Raw genomic sequence first — 16867 nt, forward strand, 5'->3', positions numbered from 1 at the left:
TAAACAAGAGCGATTAGAATGCCATCTTTATGGACAACTCATTAGTATCCTATTATGTTCTTCTACTATGTTTAAAATGAGAGAACTCCTGTTACGTAAGAAACAGAAAGAGCTAAGTGAATATAAAGCGATGTACATAATTAAAGATTATTTCTTACTTTTTCATCAAGCATTACATAAAAACGCCCAAGAATTATCAAAGATTCTCCTTCGTCTGTTTAACCTCCTACAGCGAAACGGACAAAAATCTCACAGATATGAGAAAAAAACAGTCTTTGATATTTTGGGCGTTGTGTATGAGTATACCACTTCTACTCATCAGGTAGCATAGTAAAAAAATTCAAACCCGTTAGGGTTTATTTGATATGCCTACTTTTATAACATCTATAAACGATAATAAAATACTACGTGAAAAGACCGCGTTTTATATAAAAATATACCTTAAGTTGATGGATGTGGGGTACCGCCACATCACCATCAAGTTAAAATTTTATAATACCCCAAAAACGAAAAATTAGATTCCTTTATAGCAATGAAGTTCATTTTTATCGTTTTTAGGGCAACCTGTTCTGTTAAGTTGATGGGCATGCGTTAGTTGCATAAGTAAGAGGTTTGAAAAAATAGCCTGTATATATTTGAACAATGAATAACTTACCTATTTTCTTGTGTTTGTTTGCACCATATACAGAAAATTGAGAAAAACGTAACGTATTATTTATCTGTTTGTTTTTGCTTCTTTTTCAAATACTCCGCACGCAATTTTTCAAGTTGCTGCTTTTTATCAAATTTGGCAGGCGTCTGTTTTTCATGAAACTTTGTCACAGCTACCTGACCTTTGTAATCCAATTGATATTTCCCCACTTTGTTCACCTACTTTTCTTGTCTTTAAAGAGAATCTATTCAACAAATATAATATACCTTATTTTACTGAAGTAAACCTTATTACTTTATTAGTTGCAAAGTCTTTTTACTACTTGTTTAAAAAAATCTACATCCCCAATATTTTTCTCCAAAAAATCACCCCTTGTTATTAATTTTTCTACTTATATCTATCTTAATCCAAATATTACTTTATTAAACTAACCTACCCCGTTAGTTTAAGTAGGAAACTTCACAATCTCAATAGAGTAAACCCTATTGATACAAGGATTTCTACCTTAACGTTGTAAATCCGCTAAATCCTGATGCTACCCCATCGCCATCAAGTTAAAAAACTAATTATCCCCCAAAACGCAAAACACGAGCTGAATTCACATAAATAACTGTAGAGAGATAAAAATTTCGTTATGGGGGTACTTTAAAATCTTAACTTGATGGGCATGGGGTGTATACGATATTGAAACTTTTTTAGAACGACAGAAATCCATTGTAATACGTTTAAAAACTATACAAAAGGAAATTAAGCATGTATTAGAAAAATAAAAACATATATATGAATTTATTTAGCTGAAAGCGGTGCGAAACGGCTTGCTGAAAAAGGTATTCGCGGTGTGGGCATTGATGCATTAGGTGTTGAACGTGCCCAAGAAGGTCACCCAACCCATAAAACACTATTTGCACACGATATTATTGTAATCGAAGGATTAACATTTAAAGAAGTAGAAACGGGTACATACTTTATAGTTTTAGCCCCATTAAAACTAATGGGTACAGATGCATCCCCAGCGCGTGTGTTATTATTCCAATAAAATGAAACTTCCATCAGTGGGAGTCTTACCGCCTGCGAATTGCGGGATAAAAAATGGACCAAGAATTTAATCTTGGTCCATTTTTTTATTTTATATCCATTTTGTATGGAATGTACCTTCTTTATCCACTCGTTTATACGTATGTGCTCCAAAATAATCGCGCTGCGCTTGTAACAAGTTTGCAGGTAGTGTTGCAGTACGATAGCTGTCATAATAAGAAATTGCTGCTGAAAATGCAGGCACCGGAATGCCCTGTTGTACAGCCACTGAGATAATTTGACGTAATCCGCCTTGATATGACTCTACAATTTCTTTAAAGTATGGATCAAGTAAAAGGTTCGGTAGGTCAGTGTTTGTCTCATAAGCCTCTTTAATGTTCTGTAAAAAGGCTGCACGAATAATACATCCGCCTCTCCAAAGCATAGAAATGCTGCCAAAATCAAGGTTCCAATCATGTTCCTCAGAAGCTGCCTTCAATTGCGTGAATCCTTGTGCATAAGAACAAATTTTACTCATATATAAAGCTTGGCGCACTGCTTCAATTAATTCGGCTTTTTCAACTCCAATTGCCGCTTTATCTTTAGGTCCAGATAAAACTTTGCTTGCGTTCACACGCTCTTCTTTTAAAGCTGAAATGCAACGTGCAAATACAGATTCTGTAATAATAGGGAGAGATATACCTAAATCAAGTGCGCTTTGGCTTGTCCATTTCCCTGTACCCTTTTGTCCCGCAGTATCAAGAATAACATCCACTAATGGCTTACCAGTTTCTTCATCTTTCTTCGTGAAGATGTCTGCTGTAATCTCGATTAGATAGCTGTTCAGTTCTCCCTTATTCCATTCAGCAAATATTTCATGAAACTCTTCTGCAGTCAAATCAAGTGTTTGTTTCAAGAAGAAATATGCTTCACAAATTAATTGCATATCTCCATATTCAATACCGTTGTGAACCATCTTTACATAGTGGCCTGCCCCATTAGGTCCGATATAAGAACAGCAAGGCTCTTCATTCACCTTTGCAGAGATATTTTCAAGCATATCCTTCACTTTCTCATATGCATCTTTCTGTCCGCCCGGCATAATAGACGGTCCCTTCAATGCACCCTCTTCTCCGCCTGACACACCTGCACCGATGAAATCGATTCCTTCTTCAGCAAGACGCTTGTTTCGGCGGATTGTATCGACAAAATATGTATTACCGCCGTCAATTAAAATATCACCTTTATCGAGGTGAGGAAGCAGAGAATCAATCGCCTTATCTGTAATTTCCCCTGCATTAACCATTAATAAAATCTTTCTAGGTGATTCAAGTGAGTTAACAAACTCTTCAACTATATGAGTACCAACTAAGTTTTTACCACGGTTCTCCTCAATGATTTCATTTACTTTTTCCTTTGAAATATCATATAGGGCAACAGAATACCCTTTGCTCTCAAAGTTAAGTGCGAGGCTTTTTCCCATAACGCCCACACCAACAACTCCAATTTGTAACTTTGCCATATTTCATCGTTCCTTTCTATGCATGTTACTCTATATTATAGTATATATACCTAAAGTAACACTTTAATCAAATAATTCATCTTATTCATTTCAAGATGCGTGCAAAAGATCATAGGGACACGGCACATCACCATCAAGTTAAAAAATAAAGAGTAACTTCCGTATCCCACTTATGATCTTACTCTACAAACACAATACCTAATTCATTATGTCCACCTGCATATAGCGCTGTTTGAGCAAGGCCAGGCTCACCTTTTGTATCAAGTGCTTCTAGCTTACAAAATGCCCCTGTCATCTTGGACTGCAGCGCGCCATAAAACTCCTCTGTACTTTTAGGAATCACGCCGTTTATTTTCGTAATAACCCCTCCGGGCTTCAGATTCAATTCTGCACCAACTGTATTCGGGATCGTGCCTAAACACTACTAATCTATCATCGCGCGCTGCAAAATACGCTGTACGCGTTTTATCAGCAATTCATTCTCTCATTGGCATACAGTACGGACATTGACCCGCCGCATCTGTAAAAAATAGAATTTTTATATCTTTTTTTACTTTTCCAAACCAGAAATACTCTATTTAAATTGTTTTTTAACGATATACATTTTAAATTCGTCCCAGTAAAGTGTACTTAATTGGGACGGTAGACTATTTGCCAATTTTCCTAAGGAAAGAGTACCCCATATGACTTATCCCAAAAGTTTAATTGGAAAAAATTTCAGATGTGGCGGGTTATTCTTTGAATCGTTTCCGTACCCCTTTTACTGTCTAGAAAGATCTATACAAATAAGCTTAGTAATAAAGTAAATCCTAATCCGGCTACGGAAACGATAGTCTCAAGTAAGGTCCATGTTGCAAATGTTTCTTTCATGCTTAAACCAAAGTACTCTTTGAACATCCAGAAACCAGCATCGTTCACGTGTGAAGCAATTACACTACCAGCTCCTGTTGCAAGGACAACTAAAGCAAGGTTAACATCAGAGTGACCTAACATCGGGATCACTAAACCGACAGTTGTTAATGAAGCAACCGTAGCAGACCCTAATGAAATACGTAAGATGGCAGCGATAATCCACGCGAGCAAGATCGGTGATAATGAAGTTCCTTTGAATAATTCGGCTACATAGCTACCAACGCCGCCATCAATTAATACTTGTTTGAAGGCTCCGCCTCCGCCAATAATTAAGAGCATCATCCCAATATTTGAGATTGCTGTTGTACAAGATTCCATCACGTTTTTGATTGGAATATTTCTTGCCAATCCCATTGTATAGATCGCAACTAATAAGGATATCAACATGGCAGTATCCGCATTCCCAATAAACTGGATCGCCGCTAGTAAACTATTATCTTTAAATCCCATTGTCTTTTGCAGCAAAGTAATAATTGTAGCGATTGCCATTAAAATAACAGGCAATAAAGCGGTAAAAACACTGATTCCAAAGCCAGGAGTTTCTTCAAGTTTAAATACTTTCTGCTCGCCTAAAGATTTAATATTACCAGTTTTTGTGAATGCTTCAGGTACTAGTTTTTTTGCAATTTTAGTAAATACAGGTCCAGCTAAAATAACTGTTGGAACCGCTATCATAAAACCGTAAAGTAATACTTCACCGATGTTTGCATGCAATTCACCTGCGATAGCGGTTGGTCCTGGGTGTGGCGGTAAAAATCCGTGTGTTACAGATAAAGCTGCTGCCATCGGAATACCGAGATATAAGATAGAAACTTTTAATTCTCTTGAAATAGCAAATACAATCGGAATTAATAATACTAATCCTACTTCAAAAAATAATGCAATACCGATAATAAATGAGGCAGTCACAACAGCCCATTGAATGTTCTTTTCACCGAATTTTTTCACAAGGGTCATGGCAATGCGTTGTGCGCCCCCAGAATCTGAAAGCAACTTACCTAACATCGCACCAAGTCCAAAAACGAGTGCTAAATGACCAAGTGTTCCGCCTAATCCTGCTTCAATGGTTTTATAAATTTTTTCTGGTGGCATTCCAAGTGCTAAAGCAACGCCGAACGATACAATGATTAATGAAATAAAGGTATTTAATTTAAAGCGCATTATCAGTAAAAGTAATGCTAAAATCCCAATTGCTACAATGACTAATGGCATCGTAGTTCCCCCCTAATATTAGCTGTATTTGTATTTATCCCGCTATTCGTGGGCAGTAAGGCCCCCCCCACCTCAAGATTTAGATAGAAGCGAGGAGTGAGGGATTACTGATGAAAGTTTTACTTTATTAAATTTCTTTGATAATTTGCAATTCGTGTATAATCGTCTTCTAGCGCCCTTGATAGGTTAATAAATATTGGCAGTAATTGTCTGTATTCTTTTGTCGCTTCTTCTTTCGGTGTATGTTTGTAGGTGCTGCCAACCATTTCGGAAACGATTTCAAAAGAATCAATTTTTCCTGTGGCATAGAGACCTAATATACATGCACCTAGACAGGAGCTTTCGTAGCTCTTTGGAACAACGACTTCAGATGCGAAAATATCGGACATCATTTGTCGCCAAACGTCAGACCTTGCGAAGCCGCCTGTTGCTTGAATACGGGTTACAGGACCATCCATGCATTCGGTTAATGCTAAAAATACAGTGTATAAATTATAAATAACGCCTTCTAAAGCTGCACGAATCATATGTTCCTTCTTATGTGACATCGTTAAACCGAAGAAGGAGCCACGTACATCTGGATTCCATAATGGTGCACGTTCACCTGCGAGGTATGGATGGAATAATAATCCGTCTGCACCAGGTCTCACGCGTTCAGCTATTTTAGTTAATACATCGTATGGATCAATTCCTAGTCTTTTCGCAGTTTCTACTTCTGATGAAGCAAGTTCATCACGAATCCAGCGAAGGACCATTCCACCATTGTTTACCGGTCCACCAATTACCCAATGCTTTTCCGTTAAGGCATAACAAAATATTCTTCCTTTTTTATCTGTTTGCGGCTTGTCAATGATGGTTCGAATAGCACCACTTGTCCCAATTGTGACCGCAATCTCGCCTTTTCGAATTGCATTCACACCTAGATTAGAAAGTACTCCATCACTTGCACCAATGACAAACGGTGTTTGTGGATCGATACCAATCTTTTGGGCTAAATCTGGATTGCAGTTGCTAAATATTTTGGTAGTTGGTACGAGTTCAGATAATTGATCAGGTGTTACACCAGCAATTTTTAAAGCTTCCTCATCCCAATCTAGTGTTTTTAAATTCATCATACCCATGCATGAAGCGATGGAATGATCGACAACATATTGATCAAAGAATTGTTTAAAGATATATTCTTTGATTCCGATATATTTTTTCGTTCTAACAGCGATTTCAGGATGGTCATTCACAATCCATGTAATTTTACTTAATGGCGACATCGGGTGAATGGGCGTTCCTGTTCGTCTATAAACTTCATGGCCATTCAGTTCATCTTTGATTTTATGTGCCCATGCCTCACTCCGATTATCTGCCCAAGTGATACAAGGTGTCAGCGGCTGATCATTTTCATCCATGGCAATGACACTATGCATAGCACTGCTAAATGAAATAAACGATGGGTTTTTATCTGAATGATGTTTCGTTATATTTGATATCGCTTGCAAAACAGCTTGGAAAATCTCTTCTGGATCTTGTTCCGCTGTGGATATATCCGGTGTGCGAAGTGGGTAACCAATATTCTCGGTTTGGATGACTTCGCCTTTTTCAGTGAATAAAACTGCTTTCGTACTTGTTGTACCGATATCTATACCTAACATATAGCTACTCATGTCCTTGCTCTACTCCTTTAGATAACATTTGTTGTGACATCCAGAGGTCTTCAACTTTCCCTTGAACATCATCAAAGTTTTGATGTAAGGCCTCGATCATGAGGGCTCGATCTTTTGATTCGATTGCTTTTATATAAAGCTCATGATTTTTAATAACCCGTTCAAAGTCTTCGTACTTTTCCTTGAAACGGGTACGCATTGATAAAAGGATTAAGCTTTCCATAACAGGCTTTAAATTATTCCAAATCATCAGGATGTAGGAATGCTCAATGGTGCGAATAATCGTTTCATGGAATAAGAGATCTTGATAAGAAAACTCATCAGCATCGTGATATTTAATGGCGATTTTCATCATTTCCATTATTTTATTTAGTTCTCTTACTAAATCATTTGTGTCCATCTTTACAAGTCGCTCAAAGATAAACGTTTCTATAAGTAAACGAACATCATATATTTCTTCGATTTCTTTTTCGGTTAAACCAATGACAACTGCGCCCATTCTTTCTAAGCGAATAATATTTTCAGAAGCTAGTACTTTTAATGCTTCACGAACGGGTGACCGACTTACAGAAAAATCGGCAGCTAATTTATTTTCCGATAGGATGGTACCGCTTTCAATTCCACCTACAATAATACGCATTCTCAGTTCGCTCGCAACACGATCACCTGCAGAAGCTTTTGAAAGCCATTTTTCAGGATAAAGAAATCCAATTGATTCCGTCATAACTTCACCTCATGTTAATCAAGTATACTTGTATACAAGTATTATAACTCAGATTTTTAATTATGCAAGCTCTTTTACTTTTTGTTTCGATTCTTTTAGGGGGGAGACAGCCCCATCACCATCAAGCTAAGAAAAGCAAATATCCAAAACAAAAAAATGAACTAAATTCCTACGGACAACTATGAAAAGATGAAATTTTCGTTTTGGGGATATTTCAAAATCTTAGCTTGATGGGCATGGGGTATTTTCTTTTTAACACACCTCACCACGTAATGCTCTTTTTTTACAAGTCATGAAATTATGATTATATGCCTTTATGTATTAACGTTAACGTATATAACTGTTTTTCCACCCCGCACACGAGAAATGCATAGTATAAATAATAAAAAAAGCAGAAAATCACTCGCGATTTCCTGCTTTTTTTATAAATTTAAGTTCTTGATATATACATCGCTTCACGCGAGGTTGCTATTTACTAGTACACGATAACCGGTTCATTAGTGCTTAAATTATCATACACAGTTTTTGCAATACTAGGAGAAAGGTTAACACATCCGCCCGATCCCCCCGTTAAATAGGCATTATTTGCCCAGTTTGTTCGCCATCCGGCATCGTGGAACCCTTGGCCGCTATTTGTGAACGGAGCCCAGTAATCTACTTTAACGGAATAATCAGGTTTACCTACTGCACTGCCTTTGAGTGTGTACGGTGATCGTTTATAAAGGACATACCACACACCTGGTGATGTATCTTCACCCGTGCTATGTTTACCAGTTACTACATTTGTTGTGACTGCTAAATTTCCATCTTTGTAAATCCAAATTTGTTGCTCTGCAATTGAAACTTCCGCATACGTGTCTCCGATGCCATTATTCGATGTTGTTTCATAACCGATGCCTTCTTTATCCCAGCCATTTCCATGAATATTAGAAGCAGAAAGCGATTTTTCGCCTTTTTCAAAGGCTTGTTGAACTTGCTTTGTTTCTTTTTCAACATCTAGTGCCCAGCCATAGCCTTGTCCTTTTACTGATATGACCGAACCAGAATGGGTTTTAAATGCGAAGTCTTTATTTAATGTTGATTTAACATTATTAATTTCAGCAATCTTATTCTTAATGTCCCTCGCATCGATTGTAACTTTCATATCCTTTGATATAGAGGCATTTTGAATTAAATCTTTCGCTTTTAAAGGATAAACTTCATTCTGTACCTTATAATCAACGGACTGTTGAAGAAGTTCCTGTAGTGCTTGCTCCTCTTTTTTGACAATCGGATTGTCTTCTTTAATAGGCTGTATGTATGCAGACTTCAGATGAATTTCGCTTTTATACTTTTGCTTGTCGTAATCTTTCAATAGGCTAGTAACGTCATACTGTTTTCCGTCAACGCTTTTCGAAATAACAACTTTTCCTTGTTCGAGCTTCGCCATAGCATCTTGAGGTGCTTTTAATTTCTTATTCATAGAGACTAGCTTTTCTTCTACAATTTTTCTCAGCGTTTCGCTACGATATTGATCCGCTTTTTCCGGTAGCAGTGAATAATTTGTTTCCTTTGAGGAAGGGAAAAATGTCCACTGGCTTTTTAATAGTTTCTTAACTTGAGACAGCTCTTTTTCCGTAAGTTCCATTTGCGTATCTTTTTCATCTAAAATTTGTTGTTGACCGACATAGACTTTGTTTTCTAGTCCAGATGTGTTTAATTTCTGTATTGCCTGATCAGCGGTCAGACCATCGACTTTTGTGTCATTAATCGTAACATTTGAATTGAAGTGAGTTGCCTGATAATAACTCATTCCCCCAATGAGAAGTGCAATTATACCGCCACCCGCTGCGATAAGCTTCCAATTTGTAAAACGTTTGCTTGATCTCACCCGTTTTTTATCAATTTCTTCAACTGATTCATTTATTGTGTTGTTGTTCATAAACTATTCCTCCAAATACATCAACGTCAATCGACTGTATACTAGTGTGTTTATATACTAATCCATTGATTAGTTTACCCTATTATTCTTAAATTTTCATTATTTTTTTACCAGATTTTAAAGTGTTGAGTCGATCTTTTTTTGCAATACCAAAGTGCAGGCAAATGCAAAGAAACTTACACAGGCTTACAAACGTTTATATTCAATTTTATGGTTCTGGTGCAAAAAAGTATGGAGTAATGATTTAGAAAAATTAATTCATGAATTAAAAACGAAAAAAATACTACAAAATAATCACACTAAATCAAATCACCTATATTTACTTGTTCCATTTGTATTTGATACGTACCCGATTGATACTTAGCCATATTGAGCTTTTCATCTATCAGCACATTTTTTTTCTCTATTTCTCTCTAATGTTTCCCAATAAAATTGATTCATTTCAGGCGCAATACCATCTTGCAGAATAGAAGCTGATATTTGTATTACACTCAGTAGTGTTTTCAATTGATGTGAAGCGCCAACTTGATTCCAACACGCAGCAAACCATTTTACAATAGCTTTTGTTTCTATATCTGATCGTTTTTCAAAGTTTTGATCATAAAACTCTCAAAATCCATCTTATATGCCATGCTGCGTCCATTCGGCTTATCCTTTTCTTCACGACTTTTAATTAAATATTCATTTTCATCTCTTTTTTCAATTTACCGACGTAGTTCTCTTTTTAATGCTGGAGTCAATTGAATACGTTTCTGCCTTCTTTTCTCTCATTTTCAGCAATATTTTCCTGGGTATTAGCCAAAGTGGGAAGAATAAGAGCTTTTTTATATACAAATAATAGACCTCAAGGAGTTGTTGACATGAATTTGATATTTAATATTATAGGGATTTTCATTGTATTATTATTAGTTTTCTTATGTTCGCCTAATAGAAGAAAAATAAAATGGAAACCAATCATTGTTCTGATAATATTTGAACTTCTTATTACATGGTTTATGTTAGGCACTAAATTGGGAAGTATCATAATTAATAAAATTGCATCTTTTTTCTCTTGGCTAATATCATGTGCGAATGAAGGTATTCGATTTGCATTTCCTTCAGCTATGGAAAATCAAACAATTGACTTCTTCTTTAGCGCATTACTTCCTATCATTTTTGTTATCACTTTTTTTGATATTCTTTCTTATTTTGGAATCTTAACTTGGATTATTGATAAAGTAGGTGCAATCATTTCAAAAATTTCTCGTTTACCAAAATTAGAAAGTTTCTTTTCCATTCAAATGATGTTTTTAGGAAACACAGAAGCACTTGCTGTTGTTCGTGATCAATTATCTGTTTTAAAAGAAAATCGTTTGTTAACCTTTGGAATTATGAGTATGAGTAGCGTCAGCGGTTCCATTCTTGGTGCTTATCTATCAATGGTTCCAGCAACATATATTTTCAGCGCGATTCCTTTAAACTGTATAAACGCATTAATTTTAGCCAATGTTTTAAATCCTATAGAAATCACTAAAGAAGAAGATATTGTTTATTCACCTTCAAAAAAAGAAAAGAAAGATTTTTTTTCTACCATTTCAAACAGTATGTTAGTTGGGATGAATATGGTTATTGTTATTTTAGCAATGGTAATTGGATATGTAGCATTAACTGCATGTTTAAATGGTATTTTAAGTTTTTTTGTAACTGGTTTAACAATTCAAAAAATCTTCTCTATTATCTTTAGTCCCTTTGCTTTTTTACTCGGTTTATCAGGAACTGATGCTATGTATGTAGCTGAATTAATGGGAATAAAAATAACAACTAATGAATTTGTAGCAATGATGGATTTAAAATCACACCTAAACACTTTACATCCGCATACTATTGCAGTTGCAACAACATTTCTAGCCTCTTTTGCAAACTTTAGTACAGTGGGTATGATTTATGGAACTTACAATTCATTATTTGGCGAAGAAAAATCATCAATTATCGGTAAGAATGTATGGAAGCTTCTTGTTAGTGGAATAGCTGTTTCTTTATTAAGTGCTATGCTTGTGGGTCTTTTTGTATGGTAAATGAATATCGAAGATACTTTACACCCTTACAGATAAAATTTATGTAAACCGTGTAAGGCATAAGGAAATATGTCCCCATTATCATTCTAGCCAAGAAGACTCCCGCCTCAAGGAAAGTGAAGAGTATATCCCAGTGAGTAGTCGTGATTAGAATTGGCTTTCTACGTTAGCAAAAATTGCTACTGCAGTAAATAGTGGAATAAATCCCTATAAAATATACACAATAAACATATTGAAAAGTCTTTTCGAGGGGAGTTTATGTTGTGTTTCCTATTTTTAAATTTTTAAAACAAGGACGTTATTCGATAAATGATCAAGGCAATAGAAATTCAAATACTCAGAAAGAAAATGTAGAAAATCATAACATTAACTGTGACTTATTCCAAAACATAAATAATCTTCAAATACTTTTTCAACAAGCCCCTGATCTGGTAATTCGCCAATTTCAACTAGTAAATAAATCAGAAGCCGCTCTAATATACTTATCCGGATTAACAGATACACAATCTATTCATAATAATATACTGTCCCCTTTGATGTATAAACCGTTTGATATTAGTAATGGTCTCCCTGTCACAATAGGAGAAGTTCAAACAATTAATACTTGGAATCAAGTCGAAAATGCTATTTTTCAAGGGGATAGCATTTTATTAGTTCACGGTCTACACGCAGGATATCAACTAAATACAAAAGGGTGGCCACAAAGAGATATAACAGAACCTAAAAATGAAATCTCGCTAAAAGGGACTCATCAAGGATTTGTAGAAACATCTAGTCAAAATATAGCTTTAATACGAAGGTATATTCCTAATAAAGAATTAGTATTAAAAGAGGTTTTAATTGGAAGTAGAGGAAAGACCAAAGTATCTATTTTATATTTAAGAGATATAGCTTCTAACGATGTACTTAAGGAATTGGAAACTAGAATTCAAAATATTGAGGTGGATACAGTTATAAATACTGGTGAAATAATTGAATATATTGAGGATAATCCTTATTCACCATTTCCACAATTCATCTTGACCGAAAGGCCAGATGCAACTGTATCTCACATCCTTCAGGGGAGATTCGGCATTGTTGTGGATCGAAGTCCAAATGTTTTGATTGCCCCCGTAAATTTCATTTCTTTCTTTCAAGGGATAGATGACTACGAAACACGTTGGTTAGTATCTTCCGCTGTTCGATTACTACGTTTTATAGGCTTTTTTATAGCCTTATTGTTACCTGCAACATATGTAGCGTTTATTTCATTTAATTATGAAGTTATTCCTGTACAGCTCTATTTATCAATTGCAGAATCAAGAGAACGCGTTCCGTTTCTTCCGGTGATGGAAGCTTTACTTATGGAGATTACCTTAGAAATGATGAGAGAGGCTGCCCTTCGTTTACCCACTCCCATTAGCCAGACCGTAGGGATTGTTGGAGGTATTGTGATTGGACAAGCTGCTGTTCAAGCAGGGATTGTGAGTAATATCATGATTATTATTGTTGCTGTTACAACTATAGCTTCTTCTATTGTTCCTAATTATGAAATGGGTTTGGCAATAAGATTATTGCGTTTTCCTATGATGTTATTAGCTGCTTTATTTGGAATTGTAGGAATTGTTATCGGCTGGATGACTATAATTGCACATCTTATATGTTTAGAGTCCTTAGGTACTCCTTATGGTAGTCCTTTGTCACCTTTTCGCATTTCAGGTATGAAGGACACATTCGTTCGCTTTCCTTTGTGGTCAATGAAGAGAAAATCTAAAAATATTACAAAGAATCACAAAGAAACTAATCCTGATAAAGGGTGAAAATATGAAAAAATATGCATATAATGACATCACTGTCATGCAATATATCTTTATTATTAATGCCTCACAAGTAGGAACTGGAATCCTATCCCTTCCAAGGGTACTTGCAGAAAAAGCTGGCACAGATAGCTGGATAGCACTATTTATTGGCTGGTTTTGTGCTATGGCCGCCAGCATTTTTCTAATTCAAACAGCCAAACACTATCCAAATGATACCTTATATGAAATTCTTATTCGACTTTTTGGGAAAATCATTGCTACCATGGTAATTATTCTTTATATGATATATTTTGCTTTTTACGCATGGACAGTTCTAATTAATGGCATGCTTTATATTAAGGGTTGGCTTCTTCCAAAAACAGCCGACTATATTATTTTGTTTTTGTTCTCTATTCCAACCTTTCTGGTTGCACGCAATGGTGTTCGGATAATAGGTCGATACTGTGAATTAAGCTTTTATATGACAATGTGGATTCCATTTTTTTTCTTCATACCATTAGAAAATAGTAATTGGCTACATTTTCTTCCAATATTAAAGGAGGGTTGGAAACCTATCTTTTCGGCTGTTCCTTCTACTATCTTTTCCTTTATAGGATTTGAAATCGCATTTTTTCTTTATCCTTTTTTGCAAAAAAAGCAATATGCAACGCAAGGCATTATTATAGCAAATACCTTAACATTTTTATTTTATCTATTTACTATAGTTATTTGCTTTTTATACTTCAGTCCAGATGCAATTTTAGAGTTTAATCAACCCGTACTAAACTTGCTTAAAGCTATTGAATTTCGTTTTTTAGAACGGTTTGATATGATTTTATTAGCTATTTACTTACTTGTCGTCTCTACTGCATGGATTCCCTGTGTATACAGTGCTGCATTTTGTTCTAGTCAACTAATTGGAAAACAAGATCATACTTCTCATGTAGCTATTATATTATTGGCGGTAATTATCGTAACGTTTTGGATCCATCCCTCATGGAATGAATCTGAACTATTTCAAAATCTCACATCGAAAGCTGGACTTGTATTAGCTTTCTTATTCCCTGTATTTTTATGGATATATAACTTAATCCACAAAAAATACTTTCGGAGGGAAGCACATTGAAGCAAAAAATATTATGTAGTGTTTTAATTCCGCTACTATTGCTCACAGGGTGTTTAAACTTAGACCAAATGAATGTAGAAGATGTTACACTCACTCTTATACTGGGTTTAGATTTGGACGAAAATGATAACTTGAAAGTATACTTATCCAGTCCTGTTTTCAATAAAGAAGCTAAGATTAAAGAAGAACAATATGGTGTGAAATCTGTTACAGTGCGAAACTCTCGCGAAAAATTTGATACCATGGTTATGGCTTTGACATCAGGAAGCAAGACACAACTTATTTTGATTGGTAAGCGACTTTTAAAACATAAGAAGTGGGTGGATTATTTAGATCCTTTTTATCGAGATCCCAAAAACACGGTTACTACAAGAATTGTTGCTGTGGATGGACCTGTTTCAGACATAATTTATTCTGCTCCCAAAAATAAACCTCGTCTTCCTATATATTTGGCAAAATTAATTGATACTGGACATAGAAGAAATATTACTGTACAAACGACTCTTCAAGATTTTCATAACCAAACAAGAGAAAAAGGAATGACAGCGAGTATAAGTGCACTTAAAAAGAATAACGATATAAAGTTGACAGGTACAGCATTACTTGATGAAAAGAATAGATATAAGCTAACTATTACACCAAAAGAAAATTTATTATTAAGCACTTTACAAAATAACATAAAGGGAGAATTTCCATTTACTATTGCCGTACCGCTACAATCTGAAAGCAAAGAAAAACATTGGTTAAGTTTTAGTGCTCAAGGTACCAAAGTAAAAACAAGCGTACAATATAAAAATCATTTTTTGTTTAATATGAATGTACATATGAGAATTGTAATTTCAGAACGACTGTTTCCTTTTAATGTTAGGAATAATGAGGAGAGATTAGAAAAAAGTATTGAAAAGCAGTTGAAAAGTGATTTAGAACGTTTCATAAAGAAAATACAAAAAGCAGAAATTGACCCTATTGGACTTGGGGTGTATGCACGAGCATATACATATAAGGATTGGAAAAGAGTCCAAAAGCAATGGGGAAAAGCATTATCGAAGGCTGATGTTAAAGTTAATGTACATGTTAAAATTGGTGGAATGGGTACAATCAAGTAACAAGAACTCAAAATAATAATTTTTTAGGCACTTCTTGGGTAGCACCATATTACCATCAACTTAAGAATTCAAATTATCCATCGCTGTCAAGCTAAGTTTATGTAGTACCACCTAAACGAAAAAATAAGCTTTTTTGTTAAAAATTAGTACAAAATTTTATTTTTGGGTACTATGAAATTTTAGCTTGATGGCTATGTGACGGTCCCCTTACTTAAATTAGTATGTTGAATCACTAATTAGATGCGTATGGTATATTTGAAAAGCGCCCTGTTTACAGGGCGCTTCACTTTTAACTAATAACTAATATTAGCAGTTGGGTATAATGTTGTTCCTCCAATTGAAACTTTAATTTCATTTGTTAATGGAACATTTTGTTCATTAATAATTGTTCTCCACCACTCCCATGCAAGACCCGTACATTCTCTCGCTACGACTTTCACATTCTTTGAATTCGGCGGAAGTGGTATGACTGTAGAGAAATGAGCAGTTTTGTCTTTGCCGCTTCCATCCCAAGTTTTATGTGTTAGTACTTCTTTCCCATTTTGATCATATGAGAATTCATCCCAAGATACATCAAATTGAGCAACATATGCACCGTAATGATCAAGCGTCATTTTAGCACTTGAATATTCTGTAGTTGTAGTCTCAATATAATCTGTATTGTTATGAACAGCAGCAGTTGAATTATCTTTTAAGAAAGTGCTTGTATATGAAATTGGGTATGCTGGATTTTTAAGGCTTAATTCTGCATTATCTTTAATGATATTTCGTATTTCATTAAAATCTTTTGTAACAACCTTGTTATGCTCTTTCGCATCTCCGCCTAATACTACAGCGGTAAAGGTACTTTCTTCAAAAATATCTTTGTACTGTCCACTCGTTTCGACGCTGTTATTCTTAAGTAAGGCTTTAAAGGCAGCTTGTACATCTTTGCTCTTAGATGTTGTTTCTAATTTCACATAAATTGTTCTACCATAAGCTACATTTGACACCATAACAGGCGGAGCCGCATTACTTACCCCTTTACGAGTTAACTCATCAAAATTAACACTATTATCAAAAAGATCTGATGGATTGTTAGGTAATTCAGCACTTACGGTATAAAATATTTGTTTATATGCCGCAACCATCACTTTTTTCTCTCCATTTGCAATCGCATTAAAATCAATATTCAGTGAATTATCAAGATAT

At 35.2% G+C, this 16867-nt stretch carries 11 protein-coding genes and 5 pseudogenes; 6 read left to right on the forward strand and 10 right to left on the reverse strand.

The window, feature by feature from the left end; translation table 11 throughout:
* A pseudogene (locus tag U860_RS0122810) lies at nt 1–331 on the forward strand (IS4 family transposase); the annotation flags it as partial.
* Nucleotides 332–711: 380 nt separating this feature from the next.
* On the opposite strand, the gene U860_RS36010 reads toward U860_RS0122810, so the two are convergent.
* On the reverse strand, nt 712–861 hold the full coding sequence (locus U860_RS36010) for a hypothetical protein (RefSeq protein WP_002174157.1): 150 nt from the start codon (nt 859–861) through the stop codon (nt 712–714).
* 575 nt (nt 862–1436) lie between these two features.
* Between U860_RS36010 and U860_RS0122820 the strand changes: the two are divergent.
* A pseudogene (locus U860_RS0122820) lies at nt 1437–1688 on the forward strand (cyclase family protein); the annotation flags it as partial.
* Between the two features lie 90 nt (nt 1689–1778).
* Here the strand turns inward: U860_RS0122820 and gndA are convergent.
* From gndA to U860_RS36580, 8 genes and pseudogenes are all read right to left on the reverse strand, one after another.
* A complete protein-coding gene (gene gndA, locus U860_RS0122825; protein ID WP_025150318.1) occupies nt 1779–3188 on the reverse strand; it encodes an NADP-dependent phosphogluconate dehydrogenase in 1410 nt (469 codons plus the stop codon).
* 178 nt (nt 3189–3366) lie between these two features.
* Nucleotides 3367–3688, reverse strand: a pseudogene (locus tag U860_RS33985) (PDZ domain-containing protein); the annotation flags it as partial.
* 277 nt (nt 3689–3965) lie between these two features.
* A complete protein-coding gene (gntP, locus tag U860_RS0122835; protein WP_025150319.1) occupies nt 3966–5312 on the reverse strand; it encodes a gluconate permease GntP in 1347 nt (448 codons plus the stop codon).
* Nucleotides 5313–5431: 119 nt separating this feature from the next.
* The gene (gntK, locus tag U860_RS0122840) at nt 5432–6967 is read right to left on the reverse strand and encodes a gluconokinase (RefSeq protein WP_025150320.1); all 1536 of its coding nucleotides are present in this window, start codon (nt 6965–6967) and stop codon (nt 5432–5434) included.
* Entirely contained in the window at nt 6960–7691 is a 732-nt protein-coding gene (gntR, locus tag U860_RS0122845; RefSeq protein WP_002175221.1) for a gluconate operon transcriptional repressor GntR, read from the reverse strand. The genes gntK and gntR overlap by 8 nt, the downstream gene beginning before the upstream one ends.
* A 475-nt stretch (nt 7692–8166) precedes the next feature.
* Nucleotides 8167–9612, reverse strand: coding sequence for a L,D-transpeptidase family protein (locus U860_RS0122850; protein WP_025150321.1), 1446 nt, complete (start codon nt 9610–9612; stop codon nt 8167–8169).
* A gap of 302 nt (nt 9613–9914) precedes the next feature.
* Nucleotides 9915–10128, reverse strand: a pseudogene (locus tag U860_RS36575) (histidine kinase dimerization/phospho-acceptor domain-containing protein); the annotation flags it as partial.
* Nucleotides 10129–10229: 101 nt separating this feature from the next.
* Nucleotides 10230–10370 (reverse strand): annotated as a pseudogene (locus U860_RS36580) (site-specific integrase); the annotation flags it as partial.
* Nucleotides 10371–10472: 102 nt separating this feature from the next.
* Here U860_RS36580 and U860_RS0122860 point away from each other — a divergent pair.
* The 4 genes from U860_RS0122860 (at nt 10473) to U860_RS0122875 (ending at nt 15676) form a co-directional block, all read left to right on the forward strand.
* Entirely contained in the window at nt 10473–11666 is a 1194-nt protein-coding gene (locus U860_RS0122860; RefSeq protein WP_025150322.1) for a nucleoside transporter C-terminal domain-containing protein, read from the forward strand.
* Nucleotides 11667–11929: 263 nt separating this feature from the next.
* Nucleotides 11930–13465 carry a spore germination protein gene (locus U860_RS0122865; protein ID WP_029953061.1) on the forward strand — a complete coding sequence of 512 codons (1536 nt, stop codon included), beginning with the start codon at nt 11930–11932 and terminating at the stop codon, nt 13463–13465.
* A 4-nt stretch (nt 13466–13469) separates the two neighbouring features.
* Nucleotides 13470–14570 carry an endospore germination permease gene (locus U860_RS0122870; RefSeq protein WP_025150324.1) on the forward strand — a complete coding sequence of 367 codons (1101 nt, stop codon included), beginning with the start codon at nt 13470–13472 and terminating at the stop codon, nt 14568–14570.
* Nucleotides 14567–15676 (forward strand): Ger(x)C family spore germination protein, encoded by a 1110-nt coding sequence (locus tag U860_RS0122875; RefSeq protein ID WP_025150325.1) that lies wholly within the window; start codon nt 14567–14569, stop codon nt 15674–15676. Before U860_RS0122870 ends, U860_RS0122875 begins: the two co-directional genes overlap by 4 nt.
* A gap of 293 nt (nt 15677–15969) precedes the next feature.
* Here U860_RS0122875 and U860_RS0122880 read toward each other — a convergent pair.
* A partial coding sequence (locus U860_RS0122880) for a thiol-activated cytolysin family protein (protein WP_025150326.1) occupies nt 15970–16867 on the reverse strand: 898 nt, incomplete at its 5' end.

This window comes from Bacillus sp. H1a, from assembly GCF_000633475.1.
GTDB classification, from domain to species: Bacteria; Bacillota; Bacilli; order Bacillales; family Bacillaceae_G; genus Bacillus_A; species Bacillus_A paramycoides.

Excerpts from the sequence above, each read along its gene's own strand:
- gntK (WP_025150320.1), bottom strand. The coding sequence starts at position 6,967 with ATGAGTAGCTATATGTTAGGTATAGATATCGGTACAACAAGTACGAAA.
- gndA (WP_025150318.1), bottom strand. The coding sequence starts at position 3,188 with ATGGCAAAGTTACAAATTGGAGTTGTTGGTGTGGGCGTTATGGGAAAA.
- U860_RS0122860 (WP_025150322.1), top strand. The coding sequence starts at position 10,473 with ATGAATTTGATATTTAATATTATAGGGATTTTCATTGTATTATTATTA.
- gntR (WP_002175221.1), bottom strand. The coding sequence starts at position 7,691 with ATGACGGAATCAATTGGATTTCTTTATCCTGAAAAATGGCTTTCAAAA.
- gntP (WP_025150319.1), bottom strand. The coding sequence starts at position 5,312 with ATGCCATTAGTCATTGTAGCAATTGGGATTTTAGCATTACTTTTACTG.
- U860_RS0122850 (WP_025150321.1), bottom strand. The coding sequence starts at position 9,612 with ATGAACAACAACACAATAAATGAATCAGTTGAAGAAATTGATAAAAAA.
- U860_RS0122870 (WP_025150324.1), top strand. The coding sequence starts at position 13,470 with ATGAAAAAATATGCATATAATGACATCACTGTCATGCAATATATCTTT.